This is a genomic window from Stagnihabitans tardus (assembly GCF_009925085.1).
GTDB lineage: Bacteria > Pseudomonadota > Alphaproteobacteria > Rhodobacterales > Rhodobacteraceae > Stagnihabitans > Stagnihabitans tardus.
The window spans coordinates 82877-100809 of sequence record NZ_JAABNR010000010.1 but is presented as its reverse complement, the minus strand read 5'-3'; the positions used below and the strand labels follow the sequence as shown (position 1 = coordinate 100809).

General features: G+C 67.6%; 18 protein-coding genes. 3 read left to right on the top strand and 15 right to left on the bottom strand.

Translation table 11 applies throughout. From position 1 onward, the window contains the following. Nucleotides 1–415: 415 nt before the first annotated feature. From ruvB to ruvC, 4 genes are read right to left on the bottom strand one after another with little or no spacing between them, the layout of a single operon-like run. A complete protein-coding gene (gene ruvB, locus GV832_RS11955) occupies nucleotides 416–1441 on the bottom strand; it encodes a Holliday junction branch migration DNA helicase RuvB (RefSeq protein WP_168775103.1) in 1026 nt (341 codons plus the stop codon). Next, on the bottom strand, nucleotides 1438–1980 hold the full coding sequence (locus GV832_RS11950) for a hypothetical protein (protein ID WP_168775102.1): 543 nt from the start codon (nucleotides 1978–1980) through the stop codon (nucleotides 1438–1440). Before GV832_RS11950 ends, ruvB begins: the two co-directional genes overlap by 4 nt. Beyond that, nucleotides 1977–2651: a Holliday junction branch migration protein RuvA gene (ruvA, locus tag GV832_RS11945; protein ID WP_168775101.1), complete on the bottom strand. Its 675-nt coding sequence runs from the start codon at nucleotides 2649–2651 to the stop codon at nucleotides 1977–1979. The genes GV832_RS11950 and ruvA overlap by 4 nt, the downstream gene beginning before the upstream one ends. Next, nucleotides 2648–3160, bottom strand: coding sequence for a crossover junction endodeoxyribonuclease RuvC (gene ruvC, locus GV832_RS11940; RefSeq protein WP_168775100.1), 513 nt, complete (start codon nucleotides 3158–3160; stop codon nucleotides 2648–2650). The genes ruvA and ruvC overlap by 4 nt, the downstream gene beginning before the upstream one ends. 313 nt (nucleotides 3161–3473) lie before the next feature. Between ruvC and GV832_RS11935 the strand changes: the two genes are divergently transcribed. Further along, complete coding sequence (locus GV832_RS11935) at nucleotides 3474–3677, top strand: DUF1127 domain-containing protein (RefSeq protein WP_168775099.1); 204 nt, start codon at nucleotides 3474–3476, stop codon at nucleotides 3675–3677. A gap of 126 nt (nucleotides 3678–3803) precedes the next feature. On the opposite strand, the gene GV832_RS11930 is transcribed toward GV832_RS11935, so the two are convergent. Both GV832_RS11930 and GV832_RS11925 read right to left on the bottom strand, forming a co-directional pair. Further along, nucleotides 3804–4154 carry a hypothetical protein gene (locus tag GV832_RS11930; RefSeq protein WP_168775098.1) on the bottom strand — a complete coding sequence of 117 codons (351 nt, stop codon included), beginning with the start codon at nucleotides 4152–4154 and terminating at the stop codon, nucleotides 3804–3806. Between the two features lie 83 nt (nucleotides 4155–4237). Then, nucleotides 4238–5110 carry a 50S ribosomal protein L11 methyltransferase gene (locus GV832_RS11925; RefSeq protein ID WP_168775097.1) on the bottom strand — a complete coding sequence of 291 codons (873 nt, stop codon included), beginning with the start codon at nucleotides 5108–5110 and terminating at the stop codon, nucleotides 4238–4240. A gap of 181 nt (nucleotides 5111–5291) precedes the next feature. On the opposite strand from GV832_RS11925, the gene GV832_RS11920 reads away from it, so the two are divergent. Next, nucleotides 5292–5918, top strand: a complete 627-nt coding sequence (locus GV832_RS11920) for a TetR/AcrR family transcriptional regulator (protein WP_168775096.1) — start codon at nucleotides 5292–5294, stop codon at nucleotides 5916–5918. Here GV832_RS11920 and msrA read toward each other — a convergent pair. From msrA to GV832_RS11875, 9 genes are all read right to left on the bottom strand, one after another. Next, entirely contained in the window at nucleotides 5908–6564 is a 657-nt protein-coding gene (msrA, locus tag GV832_RS11915; protein ID WP_168775095.1) for a peptide-methionine (S)-S-oxide reductase MsrA, read from the bottom strand. The two genes, GV832_RS11920 and msrA, sit on opposite strands and share 11 nt — an antisense overlap. 87 nt (nucleotides 6565–6651) lie before the next feature. Next, complete coding sequence (gene cybH / locus GV832_RS11910) at nucleotides 6652–7404, bottom strand: Ni/Fe-hydrogenase, b-type cytochrome subunit (protein WP_168775094.1); 753 nt, start codon at nucleotides 7402–7404, stop codon at nucleotides 6652–6654. 1 nt (nucleotide 7405) lies between these two features. Then, nucleotides 7406–7930: a HupE/UreJ family protein gene (locus GV832_RS11905; protein ID WP_168775093.1), complete on the bottom strand. Its 525-nt coding sequence runs from the start codon at nucleotides 7928–7930 to the stop codon at nucleotides 7406–7408. A gap of 12 nt (nucleotides 7931–7942) precedes the next feature. Next, nucleotides 7943–9733 (bottom strand): nickel-dependent hydrogenase large subunit, encoded by a 1791-nt coding sequence (locus GV832_RS11900; protein WP_168775092.1) that lies wholly within the window; start codon nucleotides 9731–9733, stop codon nucleotides 7943–7945. Between the two features lie 3 nt (nucleotides 9734–9736). After that, nucleotides 9737–10831 carry a hydrogenase small subunit gene (locus tag GV832_RS11895; RefSeq protein WP_168775091.1) on the bottom strand — a complete coding sequence of 365 codons (1095 nt, stop codon included), beginning with the start codon at nucleotides 10829–10831 and terminating at the stop codon, nucleotides 9737–9739. A gap of 169 nt (nucleotides 10832–11000) precedes the next feature. Next, complete coding sequence (gene hypF, locus GV832_RS11890; protein ID WP_168775090.1) at nucleotides 11001–13190, bottom strand: carbamoyltransferase HypF; 2190 nt, start codon at nucleotides 13188–13190, stop codon at nucleotides 11001–11003. Nucleotides 13191–13381: 191 nt separating this feature from the next. Next, the gene (locus GV832_RS11885) at nucleotides 13382–14776 is read right to left on the bottom strand and encodes a nickel-dependent hydrogenase large subunit (RefSeq protein WP_168775089.1); all 1395 of its coding nucleotides are present in this window, start codon (nucleotides 14774–14776) and stop codon (nucleotides 13382–13384) included. Beyond that, on the bottom strand, nucleotides 14773–15729 hold the full coding sequence (locus GV832_RS11880) for an NADH-quinone oxidoreductase subunit B family protein (RefSeq protein ID WP_168775088.1): 957 nt from the start codon (nucleotides 15727–15729) through the stop codon (nucleotides 14773–14775). Before GV832_RS11880 ends, GV832_RS11885 begins: the two co-directional genes overlap by 4 nt. After that, nucleotides 15726–17027, bottom strand: a complete 1302-nt coding sequence (locus tag GV832_RS11875; protein WP_168775087.1) for a sensor histidine kinase — start codon at nucleotides 17025–17027, stop codon at nucleotides 15726–15728. Before GV832_RS11875 ends, GV832_RS11880 begins: the two co-directional genes overlap by 4 nt. Nucleotides 17028–17304: 277 nt before the next feature. Here GV832_RS11875 and GV832_RS11870 point away from each other — a divergent pair, with 277 nt between their 5' ends. Continuing rightward, nucleotides 17305–17916, top strand: a complete 612-nt coding sequence (locus GV832_RS11870; RefSeq protein ID WP_168775086.1) for a HyaD/HybD family hydrogenase maturation endopeptidase — start codon at nucleotides 17305–17307, stop codon at nucleotides 17914–17916. The last annotated feature ends 17 nt before the right edge of the window (nucleotides 17917–17933 follow it).

Here is a 17933-nt window from a genome sequence, read left to right as displayed (position 1 = left end):
CCGAAGCCCAGGCGGCGAGGGCGGGGAGCGTCAGGCTGGGGCGAGGGATTCGGGGCATCTTGGTCTCCTTGCGGGCAGGATGACATGGAATCAACTTAAACTCTAGCGCTTTTATCGTGTATTAGTCTGCGGAGGGGTTTTCCGCCGCCTGAACGGGTGGGGATTGGCGTGACGGGGGGCTATTCGCCGCCCAACCGGGCGCCAGGTCGGCCTGGCGCGGGGCCTTGGAATGGCAGGCGCGGAGGTCAGGGAGGGGCCCGCCTGCCCTAAGGTGCCCTGCCGACTGGAGCCTCGCCCTGTCCCGTCGTGCCCTGCCCCGCCGACTGCACGGGTTCGCCAGAGGCTCTGCCGAGGGACAGGTGTTCTGCCCGGATTGGCGCGGGCCCTGCCGACTGCGAGGACGGGGCCCGGCGGCTCAGGCCTCGAAGAGGTCGCTTTGGCCGGGGGGGCGGGGGGCCTCGAGACCCAGGTGGCGCCAGGCGCTGCGGCCCAGCATGCGGCCGCGCGGGGTGCGCAGGATCAGACCCTGTTGCAGGAGATAGGGCTCGATGACCTCTTCGATGGCGTCGCGCGCCTCGGAGAGGGCGGCGGCGATGGTTTCGACGCCGACGGGGCCGCCGCCGTAGTGCTCGGCCAGCAGCGTCAGGTAGCGGCGGTCGTTGCCATCGAGGCCAAGCTTGTCGACGCCAAGCCGGGTGAGGGATGAGTCGGCGATCTCGCGGGTCAGGACACCATTGCCCTCGACCGTGACGAAATCGACCACGCGGCGCAACAGGCGGCCCGCGATGCGCGGGGTGCCCCGGGCGCGGGCGGCGATCTCGCGGGTGCCCTGGGGCTCGGGGGTGATGCCGAGGAGCCTTGCGGCGCGGGTGACGATGAGGTCGAGCTCTTCGACCGTGTAGAACTCCAGCCGCGTCGGGATGCCGAAGCGGTCGCGGAGGGGCGTGGTGAGGAGGCCCAGGCGCGTCGTGGCGCCGACCAGGGTAAAGGGTTGCAGCTCGATCCTCACGGTGCGGGCGGCGGGGCCCTCGCCGATCACCAGGTCGAGGGCGAAGTCTTCGAGGGCGGGGTAGAGGACCTCTTCGACGACGGGGGAAAGGCGGTGGATCTCGTCGATGAAGAGCACGTCGCGGGGTTCGAGGTTGGTCAGGATCGCGGCCAGGTCGCCCGGTTTGGCGAGCACGGGGCCGGAGGTCATGCGGAAGCCCACGCCCAATTCGCGGGCCATGATCTGGGCGAGGGTGGTTTTCCCCAGGCCGGGGGGGCCGTGGAAGAGCGTGTGGTCCATCGCCTCGCCGCGCTGCTTGGCGGATTGGATGAAGACGCGGAGGTTGGCCCGCGCCTCGGCCTGGCCGGTGAAATCGTCCAGCGTCTGGGGGCGAAGCGCGCGGTCCAGGTCTTCGGGCTGTTTTTCGGGCGAGAGGGGGCGGTCAGGGGTCATCGTGTGGCTGGCTCCAGGCGCTGGCGGAGCCAGGCCACGACCTCGGCGCCCTCGGCCTCGTCCAGCCCTGCGGCGAAGGACTGGCTGCGGCCGCCATAGGTGAACTGCACCCGGCCCATATGCGGGCCGAAGCCGCGCGGTTGGAAAAAGCCGCCCCAATTGGGCTGCACGGTCACGCTCAGCGCCTTGACCTCGCGGCCGCGATAGAGCTTGCCGCGCGAGAGGCCAAAGAGGCTGCGGCGGATTTCCAGGTCTCCGGCGATCACCGACACCGTCTCGACCCCGGCGGCCATCCGGGCCAGGGTGAGGGCCGCAAATCCCCAGCCCAGCGCCCAGCCGCAGAGCCAGAAGCCGAGGAAGGCCTGGGGCTGCGCCAGGAACTGGTGGATTGTCGCCACGCCCCCCGCCGTCCAGCCGCAAAGCCAGACCGCCAGAAAGGCCGCGACAAAGAGATTGCGCTGTGCGGGGATGCGCAGGGCCGGGCCATTGGGCGTGTCGATGATGCTGAAACGCGCATCGGGAAGGGGAACATAGGTCATTTCGGCGCCAGGCGTTTCAGGGCCATGCGGATCAGCGTCGCGGTATCGGCCTCGGGCGTCTCGTCGGAGGAGAGGGTGACGGCCTCGGCGGCCTCGGAATGGCCATAGCCCAGGTTCAACAGCGCCGAGAGCGCGTCGGAGGCAAAGGCGGCGCGGTTGGGGCCGGGGGGCGGCGGGGGGGCCTTGCGGCGGGAGGGTTTGGGCTCGGGCTCGGCCAGGGGCTCGACCAGGGGGCTTGCGGTATTCAGCGACCCGCCCATGACCATCATGCCGGGGGCCTTGGACTTCAACTCCAGGATCACGCGCTGCGCCAGTTTCGGCCCGACGCCATTGGCGGCCTGGATCGCCCGCGCATCACCCAGGGTGATCGCCCGAGCCACGCCATCGGCGCCCAAGGCCCCCAGGATCGACATCGAGGCCTTGGCCCCCACCCCCTGCACCGTCATCAGCACCTTGTGCCATTCGCGCTCGAACAGCGTCAGGAAGCCGAAGAGCTGCAGCAGGTCCTCGCGCACCAGGAGGTCGGTGTAAAGCGCCACGGCCTCGCCCGGGGGGGGCAACTGCGCCAGGGTCCGGTCGTTGACATGCACGATATAGCCCACGCCGCGCACATCCAGCAGGACCTGGTCAGGCCCCTTCCAATCCACGATGCCCGAAAGCTTGCCGATCATGCCTGCGCCCTTGCTACTGCGGCCTGAAGCCGGCCCGCGCTTTGCATATGGTGCGCATGGCAGATGGCGATGGCAAGGGCATCGGCCGCATCGGGGCCCGCGATCTGGACGCCCGGCAGGTGGATGCGGATCATGTGGTCGATCTGCGCCTTGGCCGCATGGCCCACGCCGACGATGGTCTTCTTGACGGCATTGGGCGCATATTCCCCCACCGTCAGCCCGGCCTGGGCGGGGACCAACAGCGCGATCCCCCGGGCCTGGCCCAGCTTCAAGGTCGCCACCGCGTCCTTGTTGACGAAAGTATGCTCCACCGCCGCCGCATCCGGGGCGTAAAGGCGGACTACCTCGGTCAACTGGGTATGCAAGGAGACGAGGCGGAAGGCCAGGTCGCCCTCCTTGCCGTCCGAGTGGCAGATGCCATTCGCGACATGGGTGATTCTCGCGCCCTGGACGTCGATCACGCCCCAGCCCAGATTCCTCAACCCCGGATCGATGCCCAAAACCCGCATGCCCGCCCCTTTATTATCGTTAGGGAAGGGTTAGCACGAAAGGGGAACACGGGCCAAGTGATATTCCGGGGTCGCCTGCGGATGCTGCATGTGCAAAAAGCGACGGGATGGCGGCTGCGGGCGACGCGGACCCCGGGAGAATATGTAAAAGTTCTGTAAAATCAGTATAGAAGCGGATGTTCTTGCCATGCACGCAATGCAAGGCGGCCTTGCCGTGGCGCGGCTTGCTGCCGCTTCGCAGCAAGACTATTTAGGCTGCATCGAAGGCGAATGAACGCCTTGCGTTTGTGCAAATTGTGAAAGGATACCCGCTATGGCCGCCTATGAGACGTCCGCCGCGGCGCCGTTCGGCGCCATCACCGTGTACCGCTTCGTGCAGACCCTTGCCGAAGGCTCGGAAGCCTTCCGCCGCTGGAATTCGGCGCGCGTGACCCGCAAGGCCCTGCACCGCCTGTCCAACCGCGAGCTCGACGATATCGGGCTGTGCCGCGGTGACATCGAGATGATCGGCCGCTGAAGCGCCGCCACATGAGTGATCGAGGGCCGCAGCTTCTGCGGCCCTTTTGCTTTTCCGCGACCCGGCGCACCGCCCTGGACATGAAAAAGGGGGCCGAAGCCCCCTCGCATGGTCTGAACCTCCGGCTTAACGCAGCGGCGGGATCAGCGGCCCCAGCTTCTCGGCCACGAGGGTCGAGACCGGGTCGACCTGCATCACCCATCCGCCCAGCGGCTCGATCCCCTTGCCCGCGCGCAGACGGTCGACCCGCGCCTGGTAATCGGAGGTCCCGATCTGGCTGATCATCAGCCCTTTCATGAGAAAAACCGCCGCCAGCAGCAAGAGAACAGGGCCAAGAAGCCCCCGGCGCTGCGTGCGCGGACGATAGTAGTGCGACCGCCCCAAGGTGCCCGGTGCCTCGAAGCCATAGCCCTTGGCACGCGCCTTCTGGATCCGCTCCACGCGGCGATAAAAGTCGCTCATATTCGGGTCGGCCATCCCAAGCTCCTGATTCCGACCCCACCCAAGGTTTATTTACGAAGAAATTGTGGCGAGATTAGGGCAAGCCCACCGCATCCGCCCTACTGGCGTTGCAGGACCAGGGCCGACCATTCACCCAGGTCATCGCGCGAGACGGGTGTGAAGCCCGCCGCGACATAGGCCGCGGTTACCGCCTCGGCCTGGATGACCAGGAGGCCGGAGAGGATGACCAGCCCTCGCGGCGCGGTGTAGCGCGCCATCTCGGGGGCCAGTTCGATCAGCGGGCCCTTGAGGATATTGGCGAAGACCAGGTCGAAAGGCGCCTTTTGCAGATCGGGATGGGCAAAGCCCGCCGCCTCCATGCAGGCGATGCGGCCCTTCAGCCCGTTGATCTCGACATTGGCCAGGGCCACGTCAACGGCCACCTTGTCGATATCCGAGGCCATGATGACCGCATCCGGCAGGACCTTGGCCGCCGCCATGGCCAGGACGGCCGTGCCGCAGCCGATATCGGCCACCCGGGCGGGGCGGAAGCCACCGTCGAAAAGCCGGTCCCAGGCCAGAAGGCAACCCAGCGTCGTGTTGTGATGCCCGGTGCCGAAGGCCACCGTCGCCTCGATCTGCAAGGCGATGCGGCCGTCATCGGGCACCTTGTCGGCGTCATGGCTGCCATAGACGAAGAAGCGCCCCGCCTCGACCGGCGCCAGTTCGCGGCGCACATGGGCAACCCAATCGACCTCGGGCACCTCGGAGACCACGAAAGGCTTGGCCTCGAAAGCGGTCGACAGCAGCTCCAGGAAGGCCAGGTTCGGCTCTTCGGTGTAATAGGCGCCGACCTCCCAAAGCCCGCTGTCATCCTCGATTTCAAAGACGCCGACGCCGATGGGTTCGGGCTGCAGCTTTTCCAGCGCCTCGCCCAAGGCCTCGGCGCGGTCTTCGCCCATCAGGGTCGTCAAGGCGGTGTAAGTGGGCATCGGCAGTCTCCGCAGGGTTTCCCCCCGGTTAGGCCGCGCGCCCTGTGACGTCAAGGGCCGCAGGGTTTCCAAAGGGGGATGCATCCCCCTTTGGGCAGGGGGGTGCGGGGGGGCGGCAGCCCCCCCGCTTGCCCGGAGAGGAAGCCAGGGTTAACATCCCCCAAACACAAGAAGGTCACCCATGCCCCGCCCCGCCCTCTCCGCCGACAAGATCACCGCGGCGACCCTTGCCTTGATCGATGCCGAGGGGCTCGAGGCCTTTTCCTTCCGCAGCCTCGCCGCGCGGCTCGGCTGCCAGGCCATGAGCATCTACCACTACTTCCCCAGCAAGCAGCATCTCTTCGAAGCCCTGGTGAACCTCCTCCTGGCCGAGGCGGGCGACTTTCCCGACACGGGCGAATGGCAGGCACGCTACCGCCAGGCGGCGACGGCCTGGCGCGAGATGGCCCTGGCCCATCCGGGCTTCTACCCCTATCTCGCGCAGTTCCGCCTGAACCACGGCCCCGGCCTCGCGCTCCTCGAACGCCAGCTTGCGATCTTCGAGGCGGCGGGCCTGCAACCCAAGGGCCGCAGCCGCCATTTCCGCGCCTTTGGCTTCTACCTCAACGGCGCCTGTCTCGACGAGGTCACGGGGCCGCATTCCCCGGCCGCCGTCACGCCCCTGCCCGTGGCCGAGGCGGCGACGGCCTTCCCCGGCCTCATGTCCATCGCCCCGCATTTCGCGCCCGAGCGCCGGGCAGCGACCTTCCAGCACGGGATCGAGCTGATGATCCGGGCCATCGAGACCGAGCTGGCCGTCAAGCGCTGACGCCAACCCCGATCGGGCAGGTGACGCCGGTACCGCCGATGCCGCAATAGCCATCGGGGTTCTTGGCCAGGTATTGCTGGTGGTAATCCTCGGCGAAGTAGAAGATCGGCGCCGGGATGATCTCGGTCGTGATCGCGCCATGGCCCCGGGCGGTCAGCGCCGCCTGGTAGGCGACCTTCGAGGCCCGCGCCTCGGCCTCTTGCCCCGCGTCGGCAAAATAGATCCCCGAGCGATAGGTGGAGCCCACGTCATTGCCCTGCCGCATGCCCTGGGTCGGGTCATGGTTCTCCCAAAAGACCTTCAGCAGCGCCGCGTAGCTGACCTTGGCGGGATCGAAGATCACCCGCACGACCTCGTTATGGCCAGTCAGCTGGGTGCAGGTCTCCTTATAGGTCGGGTTGGGCGTGAAGCCGCCCGCATAGCCCACCATGGTCAGCCAGACGCCCGGCACCGCCCAGAACTTGCGCTCCACGCCCCAAAAGCAGCCCATGCCGAAGAGCGCGACCTGGAACCCGTCCGGCACCGGGGATTTCAGGGGCAAGCCGCTCAGGAAATGCGTCTCGGCGGTGGGCAGGGGATCGGCGCGACCCGGAAGGGCGCGGTCAGGGGTCACCATCTGCATCTTGGCGCGGTCGAGCAGGAACATGAAAGCCTCCATCATTGCCCGCTCAATATAGGACGGGACCGGTCCCTTGCACAGGGCCGGTCCCGAAAGCGTCAATCGCTGCAACACTCAGCTTGGCCGGTCGTCCTTGAAGCTGCGATGCCCCGAGATCATGGTCGAGACGATGCTTTGCCGCGACATGATGTCCTCGCGCACCGCCGCATAGATATGGACGATCATGAAGACCACGATGGCCCACATCCCCAGGTGATGCAGAGTGTGGAGCCGCTGGGAATTGCCGACCAGCCCCAGAAGCCAGCCCATGACCAGGTCGGGCAGGCTGCCCTGCCCCGCGCCTTCGGCATAAAGCGCCCAGCCGGTCAGCAGCATGAAGGTCAGGCCCAGCGTCATGAAGAAGAACATCGCGCCCTGGGCCAGGGGATTGTGGCCGACGTATTTCTTCGGCTCGGGCTCCAGGAAGGCATACCAGCGCAGTTCAAAGAAGACCTCCTTCCACCAGCGGCGGTTGAAGATCGGCAGGACGAACATCTGCCGCGCATGGGAATTGCCGACGAAGGCCCAGTAGATGCGGCCGAAGAAGCCCACCGTCACCAGTTGCGCCGCCGCGAAATGGGCGAAGCGGATGTAACCCATGACGAATTGGTCATAGGCCTCGGCGATCTGCATGGACGGCAGGGGCCGCCCGATGAAATAGCCCGTGACGATCAGCACGACGATGGCCAGGGCGTTCAGCCAGTGCCAAAGCCGCACCGGAGCCTCATAGACATAGACCGTGGTGCTTTTGCGCAGCGTGGCCAGGTCTTCCTCGGTGGCGTCGCCCGTCAGATGCGAGGCCTCGTAGCCCTTGGGGATTTCGGCCATGTCAGGCCACCATCAGGGCAAGACCAAGGGCGCCGACGCCCCAGCCGAGCGCGCGCTGCGTCCGGGCCGAGACCATCTGGGCCAGGCCGATCCCCAGCCCATGCAGGACGGCCGACCCCGCCAGCATGCCCAGGACAAAGCCTGCGCCGGAGCCTTCCGCCCCATGGGCCATGCCATGGGCCAGGGCAAAGCCGCCGATCAGCACCAGGGGAGCGACGACCGCCCCCCCCTTGCGCGCCGTGGCCACCATGGCCCCCAGGGCCAGCAGCGACGCAAGCACCAGGGGCTCGGCGCCCAGCGTCACCCCAGACAGCGCTCCCAGGGTCAGCCCGGCCATGAAGACCAGGGCCCCCGTCCAGACCCGCCGCAGCGCGATCCCCGACCAGAGCCCCACGGCCAGCATCGCCGCCATGTGATCCGCCCCGGTCAGGGGATGCAGCATGCCATCGGGAAAGCCGAAGCCATGCCCCGGATGGGCCATCGCAGGCCCCGCCACCAGGGCCAGGAGCAGTGCAAGTTTCTTCATCGTGACCTCCCTTTAGCGGACTTTGACCCGGGTCAGTTCCTGACCCTCGGGCGAGATGACATGGGTGGAGCAAGCCAGGCAGGGATCGAAAGAATGCAGCGTGCGCAGGATCTCGACCGGCTCTTCGGGACGCTCCATCTTGGTGTCCATGAGGCTGGCCTCGAAAGCGCCGATATTGCCCTGCGTGTCGCGGGGGCTTCCGTTCCAGGTCGTCGGCACCACGCATTGATAGTTCTCGATGCGGCCGTCCTTGATCTTGACCCAGTGGCCCAGGGCGCCACGCGGCGCCTCAGTCGCACCGACGCCCTTGGCCTCCTTGGGCCAGGTCGAAGGGTCCCATTTCGCCACATTGGCCGTGGTGCTGTCGCCGTTCTTGATATTGGTCACCAGCTTGTCGAAGAAATGCTTCTGCAGGCGGCCGCAGTATTCCGACTCCAGCGCCCGGGCCGCCGTCCGGCCCAGCGTCGAGAAGATCGCCGTCAGGGGCAGCCCCATCTCGCCCAAGAGGCCATCCACCTGGTTCTTGATGTCCTCATGCCCCCCGGCATAGCCCACGACATAGCGGGCCAGGGGCCCCACCTCCATCGCATGACCCTTCCAGCGCGGCGCCTTGATCCAGGAATACTTGGCCGCCTCGTCCAGCTGCTCGATATTGGTCTTCGTGCCCTTGGCGTTCGGCCCCAGCTCGAACTTGGGCTTGGTCTCGCCATCCCACGGGTGCAGGCCCTTGCCCGGCTCGCCATATTCATACCAGGAGTGATCGACGAATTCCTGGATCTGCTCGGGGTCGCGCTGATCGACCTCATGGACCTCGTTGAGGTTGCCGTTGATGATCGCGCCGCGCGGAAGGTGCAGCTGGCCGGGCGAGAAGTCATTGGCGTTTTCCGGGATATCGCCATAGGCCAGCACCGACTTGCCCGAGAGCCCGCCGCCGTAAAGCCAGTTCTTGTAGAAGCCGCCGATCGCCTTGACGTCGGGGATATAGACGTTGCGGTTGAACTCGATGCATTTGTCGATGATCGACGACACCAGGTTCAGCCGCTCCATATTGATCGCGCCGACAGCGCCCGTCGAATGGACATTGATCGGGCAAGGCACGCCGCCCACCAGCCAGTTCGGATGCGGGTTCTTGCCGCCAAAGATCGTGTGGACCTTGACGACTTCTTTCTGCAGGTCCAGCGCCTCGAGGTAATGGGTCGTGGCCATCAGGTCGGCCTCGGGCGGCAGAAGATAGGCCGGGTTGTCCCAATAGCCGTTCTTGAAGATGCCAAGCTGGCCGGATTCCACGAAAGCCTTCAGCCGGTTCTGCACATCGCGGAAGTAGCCCGGAGAGGACAGCGGATGGCTGGGCGAGACCGCCTGCTGCAGCTCCGACGTCGCCTTGGGATCGGCGCGCAAGGCATTGACCGGGTTGACCCAGTCCAAGGCATGCAGGTGGTAGAAATGCACGATATGGTCATGGATCTGCAGGTTCAACTGCATGATATTGCGGATCGAATTGGCATTGTCCGGGATGGTGATGCCCAGCGCATCCTCCACCGCCCTGACCGAGGTCAGCGCATGGGTCCCGGTGCAGACCCCGCAGATCCGCTCGGTAAAGGCCCAGGCATCGCGGGGATCGCGGCCCTTCAGGATGACCTCCAGCCCGCGCCACATGGTCCCGGTCGAGACCGCGTTGCGGATGATGCCCTGGTCGTCCACGTTCACTTCGCAGCGCATATGGCCCTCGATCCGGCAGACCGGATCGACCACGATACGCTGGCCCGTGTTGTCGAGGTTGAAGCCGTTCGGCGTCGCTCCCATGGCTTAACCCTCCACTTTCTCGTTTTTCTTCTGCGCGCGCTTCAAGGCGCTGACCGCCGCATGGACCGCCACCGCGCCCCCCACGACGCCCGCCGCCGCCATGCCGACCTGGTCGGCATTGGCCTCGATGCCGAATTGCTTGATATTGGTCAGCCGGTCATAGAAGGAGCCCTGGTCCCAGAACCCGTCCTCGGAACAGCCGATGCAGCCATGGCCCGACTGGATCGGGAAGCTCGTCCCCTCGTTCCACCTGACCGTCGAGCAAGCGTTGTAGGTCGTAGGCCCCTTGCAGCCCATCTTGTACAGGCAATACCCCTTGCGGGCGTTCTCGTCGTCCCAGTGTTCGACGAACTGGCCCGCGTCGAAATGCGGGCGGCGATAGCATTTGTCATGGATGCGCTGGCCGTAGAACATCGCGGGGCGGCCCTGGCGGTCCAGTTCCGGCAGGCGGTCGAAGGTCAGCATATAGGTGATGACCCCGGTCATGACCTCGGCGATGGGCGGGCAGCCCGGGACCTTGATGATCGGCTTGTCGGTGATGACCTTGTGGACCGGCGTCGCCTGCGTCGGGTTCGGAGCCGCCGCCTGGACGCAGCCATAAGAGGCACAGGCCCCCCAGGCGATCACCGCCTTGGCATCCTTGGCCACGCGTTTCAGCTGTTCGACAAAGGGCTTGCCGCCGACGATGCAGAACATCCCGTCCTCGTTCAGCGGAGGGTTGCCCTCGACCGCCAGGATGTAGTTGCCCTTGTATTTCTCGATCGTCTCTTCCAGCGCGGCCTCGGCATGATGGCCCGCAGAAGCCATCAGCGTATGCGAGTAATCCAGGGAGATCATCGACAGGACGACATCCTTGGCCAGCGGATGGGCGCCGCGGATGAAGGACTCAGAGCAGCAGGTGCATTCCAGCCCGTTGACCCAGATGACCGGGGTGCGGGGCTTGGTCTCCATCGCATGGGCGATCTGGGGGACGAAGCTTGGCCCCAGCCCAAGGGCGCTGGCGGTCAGAGAACAGTATTTCATGAAGCTGCGCCGGGTGATCCCCTGTTTGCGCATGACCTCGTAAAAGGTCTCGATCTGGCTTTCGACAAGACTCATGGGGCGGCCTCCCTCCTCGTGGTGTCCCATGGTGTGCCGAAACGTGGCGCTGCCACCAACAGAAGCGCAGCCCCTGAGATTTCGCAGAAAATTCAGGCAATTCATGGGATTGAGCGCGGAATGCGCCGCCCTGCCCGGCAAGACCCTGACCAGAAGCCGCCAGCCCTGGTCAGCCCCTTTCCAGCCGCGCCAGGGCCACGACCGCCTGACCGAGCGCCAGCCCACCATCGCCGCAAGGCGTCTGGGCATGGGTCAGGACCGTAACACCGCCCAGGTGCCGCACCAGCGCCCGGTGCAGGACCGCGTTCTGCAAGCACCCGCCCGAGAGCGCCACGGCCTCGGCCCGGCCCTCTTCAACCAAGGCCCGTGCGACCCGGGCAAAGGCCAGGGCCAACCCTTCATGGAAGCGCCCCGCGATCACCCCGGGCGGAACGCGCCCAAGGTCGCGGGCGATCTCGCGGAACATCGGCGCGGGGTCCAGCCCGTCGAAAGGGTATGGCTCCAGCCCCTCCACCGCCAGGGCCTCCAGCCGCATGGCGGCCTCCCCCTCATAGCTCTGCGTACCGATCCCGAGGCAGGCCGCCACCGCATCGAACAGCCGCCCCGCGCTGGAGGAGAGGGGCGCATTCACCCGCTTTGAGGCCATGGCCCGCAGGGTCTCGACCGGCCCGTCGAAGAGCCTGTCGGCCAGATCGCCCTGCCCCGCCATGTCCAGCCGCATCAGCGCGTTCCGCCAGGGCTCCCGCGCCGCCCGGTCGCCCCCGGGCAGGGGCGCGGGCGTGAGGCTCCCCACCCGCTCATACCCCAGGCAGTCGCCCAAAAGCAGCTCGCCGCCCCAGATCGTGCCGTCCTCCCCGAGCCCCGTGCCATCCAGCACGATCCCTGCAACCTTGCCGCCCTGCCACTGGTTCTCGGCCAGGCAAGCGGCCAGATGCGCATGGTGATGCTGGACCCTTTCGACCGGCAGCCCCATCGCCTCCGCCGCCCGTGTCGCGGTGAAATCGGGGTGCAGGTCGCAGGCCACGACCTGCGGCTTCAGATCGAAAAGCGCCGTGTAATCGGCAATCGCCCGGTGGAACTCCGCCGCGTTCAGAACCCCGTCGAGGTCGCCCAGGTGATGGCCCAAGAGCGCCTGGCCCTTCTTCACCGCGCAAATCGCCCCCTTCATCTGCCCGCCAAGGCCCAGGGCCTGGCCCTGGAACGGCACCGGGAAGACCCCCGGCACCCGCCCCCGCCCCCGCCGCAAGACCATGGGAGGGCTTGCCCGCTCCACCCCGTCATCCAGCCGCCGCGCGATATCCCTGTCATGCATCAGGAACCCGTCGACGAAAGGCGAAAGCTTCTCCCGCGCCTCGTCGTTATGGATCACCTGCGGCTCGCCCGACAGGTTCCCCGAGGTCATGACCAGCACCCCGCCGAAGGCCGCCACCAGCAGATGATGCAAGGGCGTCGCGGGCAGCATGACCCCCAAAGTCACCATCCCCGGCGCCACGCCCTCGGGCAGAACCCCGCGCGAGGGCACCAGGACCACCGGCGCCGCGGCCGAGCGCAAAAGCCCCTCCGCCCCTGCGACCTCCGCCACGGCGCCCAGCGCCTCAAGGCTGCCCATCACGGCAAAGGGCTTCGACACCCGCCGCTTGCGTTCACGAAGCAGCGCCAGGGCCGCAGCATTCCCCGCATCGCAAGCCAGGTGAAACCCGCCGAGCCCCTTGACCGCGACGACACCGCCCGCCCGCAAGACCCCGACCGCCAGCGCCAGGGGATCGCCCGGAACCTCCGCGCCCCCGGTCTCGAACCAAAGCCGAGGCCCGCAGGCGGGGCAGGCAATCGGCTGGGCATGAAAGCGCCGGTCGGAAGGGTCGCGATACTCCGCCGCGCAGTCGGGACAGAGGCCAAACTCGGCCATGGTCGTCTGCCCCCGGTCATAGGGCAGGCCCTTCAGGATCGAGAACCTGGGCCCGCAATGGGTGCAGTTGGTAAAGGCATAGCCCGCACGCCGCCCCGGCCCGAGGACCTCCGCCAGGCAGTCCGGACAGGTCGCCGCATCGGGCACGACCCGGGTCTCGGCCCCCCTGCCCCGGCTTTCCGCGATCTCGAAGCCCTCGGGCGCCGCCCCGTCAAACGCCTCAACCTCCACCGCATCGACCCGCGCCAGCCCCGGCGCCCGCGCCGTCAGCCCCGCGACAAAGCCCTCCAGCGCCGTGGAAGTGGGCCCCCAAGCCTCGATCCCCACGCCTTCCGGGTCATTCCAGACACGGCCCCTCAGCCCGAACTCCCGCGCCAGGGCCCAGACGAAGGGCCGGAAGCCCACGCCCTGCACCTGGCCCCTGACCCTGATCCGCCATCCGCCCGCCCCCAAAGCGCCGCCTCCCCTTCATCTGGTCACAAATCCCCCGGGGGTGAGGGGGTCACCCCCCAGCACTTCGCCCCCCTCACCCGCCCCTTCACCCGCCCCCGATGCGCCGACCCCTCATGGCTTTCAATTTGGCTCAAATATCTCCGGGGGTTTGGGGGCAGCGCCCCCATGCGACCTCAACGCCCCAAGCGACCTCAATGCACCGTGCAGACCATGCAGGGATCGAAGGACCTGACCACATGCTGCACCTCCACCCCCGGCTTTGCCCCCACCAAGGCCGCCTCCAACGGCCCCGGCACGCCCCCCGCATCCCGGGGCGAGAAGTTCCAGGTCGTCGGCGCGATGATCTGATAGCCCGCGATCCGCCCCTTCTCGATCCTTATCCAATGGCCGAGCGCCCCCCGCGCCGCCTCGACCAGCCCCGCCCCGCGCCCCTCCGATGGCATCCCCCCCCGCGCCATATACTCCGCCCCCGGGACGATGCCCGCGACCAGCTCTTCCATCAGCACCTGCGTCCGGGCGAGCTCCAGAAGCCGCCCCGCCACCCGTGCGAGAACCCCGCCCCCCGCCATCTCCAACCCCAGGGCATGGCCATCCACCACCATCCGCGCCAAGGCCCCCACCTCGACCGGCCGCCCGCCAAGCCTTGGCGCCTTGCACCAGGAATAGCCCGAAGCCATCTGCGGATCGGGCTCGGTCCGTCCGTCGTAGGGATGCGCGGCCTCCCCCTCCATCCAGGAATGGCTGAGGTCCTCGACAATGGCGCCGGGGTCGAAGACCTGCGCGCCGCCCTCCCAAAGCCCCGAGGCAAAGAACGGACCGCGCTCCCGGCGATAGGCGCCGAAGCTGAGGTAACGCCCCGAACCGCGCCCGAGGTCCATCAGCCCAAGATCCGCAGCCAGGGTCAGAAAGAGCCCGACATCGCCCCGCCCCCAGGACATCAGCGAAGGGACATCGCTGAGGCCGATGAACTCCTCCAGCGGCCCGCCGAAGAGCACGCCCTCCAGATAGCGGCGAAAGGCGCGCAGCGTCGCCGTCAGCCGCGCTTTCTCCCGCGCGCCCGGAGCCTTGGTCACCCCGCCCGGCTGGATCGCCAGGGTATGGGGCCATTTCCCCGCCAAAAGCCCCATGACATGCAAAAGCTCGGCCCGTGCCGTGATGGCCTGCCGCTGGGCCGAACCCTCCATCGCGGTGAAGCGCTCGACCACACGGCCATGCCAGGGCCGCCCGGCATAATCGGGCCGCGCGAAATCGGGCATGAAGAACAGGTGGAAATGCGTCAGGTGATCGGCGGCATTCTCGGCCGCATGGATCAGCGCGGCCATATCGGCCCCCGCAGGCGTGGGGGCAAGCCCCATAGCCGCCCCCAAAGCGCTCGCCGCCGCCGCCGACTGGGAGATGCTGCATATCCCGCAGATGCGCGGCGTGATGACCAGCGCGTCGCGGGGATCGCGGCCCTGCAACATCACCTCGAAGCCGCGATACAAGGGCGCATTGACCCGCGCCTCGGTCACCACGCCGTCCTCGGCCTCCAGCGTGACCTCGAGGTCGCCCTCGACCCGGTTGAAGGGCCCGACAACCAGCTTCATTTCTTCCTCAGGGTTGGCGGCACGACCACCCGGTCGGCCCGCGCATTGGTGCCGATCCTGGCAGGCGTCGCGGCCTTGGAGAGCGAGGCCAGGGCCATGAACCAGGCCTTGGGCATGTCGGTCGGCAGCCCCACCGGGATGCCCGCGATCTTGGGCGTTTCCACGAAGGCATGGGAAGGGTCCTCGAACCCCGGGCTCGTGCAAGAGATGCAAGGGTATCCGCCCCGCGTGCAGGAGCCTTCCCCGTTCCAGGGCCTTATGTTGCAATCCCCTACGGCCTGGGTGCCGATGCAACCCAGGTTCTCCATCATGCAGCCGATTTCCGACAGGTCGCGGGCCGAGGCCTTGTATTCGTAGAACTCGTTCTTGGGACAGCCATGGTGGACCAGGTGATCGGCATAGAACCGCGGCCGGCCAAGGCCATCGAGCTCGACGACCTCGCCCCCCGCCAGCATCGACAGCGTCTCGGTCACCCAGCCCGGATGGGTCGGGCAGCCCGCGATGTTGACGACGGGGCGGTCGAGGACCCCGCCCTCGCGCGCCCCGTCATAGGCCAGGCCCACGGCATCGGTCGGATTGCCCCCCGCCGCCGTCACCCCGCCATAGGCCGCGCAGGTCCCAACGGCCACCACATGCCGCGCCCGGGCGGAAAGCCGCTGCACCCAGGCCATCATCGACAGCCCCGTCCCCGAGAGCATCTGGAACCGCCCCGAGCCACCCGGCCCCCGTGCCACCGCGCCCTCGACACAGAGGATATCCAAGGGAACCCGCCCCTCCGCCGCATCCTCCAGGATCTTGCGCGCCTCCTCCCCGGTTTCCACCGACAGGGCCGGATGCCACAACAGCCTTATGCCCGCATCCTCCAGCATCTCCAGCGCGCCGGGGCTTTCGGCGCAAAGCAAAGACATGGTGCAGCCGCCGCAGCCCGAGGCCTGGAGCCAGATCAGGTTCATGATGCCTCCAAGGGCAGGGACAAAAGGAACTCCGCCCCGGTCGCCGTATCGGCCAGGGTCAGGCTGCCGCCATGTTCCTCGGCGATCTTGTGGCTGATCGAGAGGCCAAGCCCCGTGCCGCGCCCCACGGGCTTGGTCGTGAAGAAAGGATCGAAGATCGAGGCCCGCAGCGCCTCGGGCACGCCCGGCCCCTCGTCGGCCACGCGGAGCACCGCCATGCCGCCCTCGGCCCTCAGGCCCATGCGGATCACCCCCGAACCCATGGCATCCACCGCATTCTGCACCAGGTTCATCACCACCTGCTGCACATGGCCCGGCCTCCCCCGCACCTTGACGGGCGCAAGCTCGGCCTGCAACTCCACCGGCTGCTTCATCCCGCGCAAGACCCAGGAGGCCGCGATCCGCGCCACTTCCGCCAGGTCGAACTCCACCATCTCGCCCGACCCGTCCGAGGAGAGCCTGCGCAGGTCCTCGACGATGTCGCGCACCCGTTCGGCGCCGTCCTTGGCGCCCCGGATCGCCTCGCGCAGGTTCTGCACCTCGCGATCCAGCTTCAGACTGGCGCGAAGCTGGATCAGCTCCTCGCGGCTGGCGCCCTCTTGCACGCGGGCGAAATAGGTCTCGAACTTGGCCGAATAGCGCTCCAGGGCATGGGCATTGGCATAGACGAAGCTGATCGGGTTGTTCAGCTCATGCGCCACCCCCGCCAAAAGCCGCCCCAGCGAGGCGAGCTTTTCGTTGCGCACCAACTGCGCCTGGGTCTCCTTCAGCGCGTCATGGCTTTGGGTCAGCTCGGCATAGGCCTGGCGGAGCGCCCCCAGGGGCCGCCCGGTCAGGACAAAGCCATCGACCCTGCCCTGGTCGTTCACCCGGGGCGCGATGGACAGGTCCAGGGGCTCCCCCACCGCCAGCCGCACCTCGACCGCATGGGCGCGGCGCGCGTCACGCACCTTCTGCATCAGGGCCAGAAGCAGCGCCCGATCCTCGGCGGCAAAGACCTCGGCCACTGGGCGCCCCCTGGCCTCCGCCCCGCCCCAGGTCTGGTCCAAGGACTGCGAGACCTCGGCCACGACCCCCTGCTTGTCCGCCACGATCAGCACATCCGAGACCGAGCCCAGGATCGCGGTCAGGAAGGTCCGCATCTCCAGAAGCTCGGCGTTCTGGCGCTCCAGCTGCTCCTGGTAGCCCACAAGGTCGGCATAGGTCCGGTCGACCGCCGACAGGACCTCGACCCAGGCATCATCGGTGAAATGCGGGCGGGCAGAGAGCTCGGGATGGGGTGGGGGCAGGATGGGCATGGGGCGATGTTAGGGCCGATGCGCGCGGGGTTCCAAGCGGAAAAACGGCGGGGGAGGGGGATTGTCGGGGCGAAGTGGAAAGCGGGAAGACGGGCGGCCGCCAATAGTGGAAACAAGCTTTCCATCCCCATACCCCGCGCCCTGGCAATTTCCCTTGCCGCCCCGTCACTTGGCCCAATGCCCGTCGAATCGACATTCCCCCTGCCAAGCCCTGCAAATTTCCCTTCCACTGGGGCCAAGAACCGGAAACGGCACGCCCGAAAAGGGGGGGGGAACCATGCGCGTATTGATCCTCGGGATCGGAAATGTCCTTTGGGCCGACGAGGGCTTCGGCCCGCGCTGCGTCGAGGCCCTGGCCGAGAGCCATTCCATGCCCGACAACGTCCGCCTCCTCGATGGCGGCACCCAGGGGCTTTACCTCCTGCCCTTCCTCGAAGAGGCCGAGGCCATGGTGGTCTTCGATGCCATCGACTATGGCCTGCCGCCCGGCACGCTGCGGCTGATCGAGGGCGACGAGGTCCCGGCCTTCATGGGGGCCAAGAAGATGAGCCTGCACCAGACCGGGTTTCAGGACGTGGTGGCGACGGCGAAGCTTTTGGACCGCTGCCCGCCCCGCATGGTGCTGATCGGCTGCCAACCGGTGGAGCTCGAGGATTTCGGCGGCGGATTGCGCCCCGAAACCGCCGCCCGCATCCCCGAGGCCATCGCCATGGCCCTGGCCGTCCTCGCCCGCTGGGGCATCACGGTCACCCCGGGCCGCACCGCGACCGACGACCTCGCCGATGCCTCGATCCGCCGCGCCGCCTATGAAACCGGCCGCCCCTCCGAGGCCGAGGCCTGCCGCATCGGCGACGCCCGCTTCTTCCCCACCTCCGTGGAGCCCGCCTGATGGCCCGCGCCGCCTCC

Coding starts and splice junctions, on each gene's coding strand:
- ruvB (WP_168775103.1), bottom strand. CDS start 1,441: ATGACCCCTGACCGCCCCCTCTCGCCCGAAAAACAGCCCGAAGACCTG.
- GV832_RS11950 (WP_168775102.1), bottom strand. CDS start 1,980: ATGACCTATGTTCCCCTTCCCGATGCGCGTTTCAGCATCATCGACACG.
- ruvA (WP_168775101.1), bottom strand. CDS start 2,651: ATGATCGGCAAGCTTTCGGGCATCGTGGATTGGAAGGGGCCTGACCAG.
- ruvC (WP_168775100.1), bottom strand. CDS start 3,160: ATGCGGGTTTTGGGCATCGATCCGGGGTTGAGGAATCTGGGCTGGGGC.
- GV832_RS11935 (WP_168775099.1), top strand. CDS start 3,474: ATGGCCGCCTATGAGACGTCCGCCGCGGCGCCGTTCGGCGCCATCACC.
- GV832_RS11930 (WP_168775098.1), bottom strand. CDS start 4,154: ATGGCCGACCCGAATATGAGCGACTTTTATCGCCGCGTGGAGCGGATC.
- GV832_RS11925 (WP_168775097.1), bottom strand. CDS start 5,110: ATGCCCACTTACACCGCCTTGACGACCCTGATGGGCGAAGACCGCGCC.
- GV832_RS11920 (WP_168775096.1), top strand. CDS start 5,292: ATGCCCCGCCCCGCCCTCTCCGCCGACAAGATCACCGCGGCGACCCTT.
- msrA (WP_168775095.1), bottom strand. CDS start 6,564: ATGTTCCTGCTCGACCGCGCCAAGATGCAGATGGTGACCCCTGACCGC.
- cybH (WP_168775094.1), bottom strand. CDS start 7,404: ATGGCCGAAATCCCCAAGGGCTACGAGGCCTCGCATCTGACGGGCGAC.
- GV832_RS11905 (WP_168775093.1), bottom strand. CDS start 7,930: ATGAAGAAACTTGCACTGCTCCTGGCCCTGGTGGCGGGGCCTGCGATG.
- GV832_RS11900 (WP_168775092.1), bottom strand. CDS start 9,733: ATGGGAGCGACGCCGAACGGCTTCAACCTCGACAACACGGGCCAGCGT.
- GV832_RS11895 (WP_168775091.1), bottom strand. CDS start 10,831: ATGAGTCTTGTCGAAAGCCAGATCGAGACCTTTTACGAGGTCATGCGC.
- GV832_RS11885 (WP_168775089.1), bottom strand. CDS start 14,776: ATGAAGCTGGTTGTCGGGCCCTTCAACCGGGTCGAGGGCGACCTCGAG.
- GV832_RS11880 (WP_168775088.1), bottom strand. CDS start 15,729: ATGAACCTGATCTGGCTCCAGGCCTCGGGCTGCGGCGGCTGCACCATG.
- GV832_RS11875 (WP_168775087.1), bottom strand. CDS start 17,027: ATGCCCATCCTGCCCCCACCCCATCCCGAGCTCTCTGCCCGCCCGCAT.
- GV832_RS11870 (WP_168775086.1), top strand. CDS start 17,305: ATGCGCGTATTGATCCTCGGGATCGGAAATGTCCTTTGGGCCGACGAG.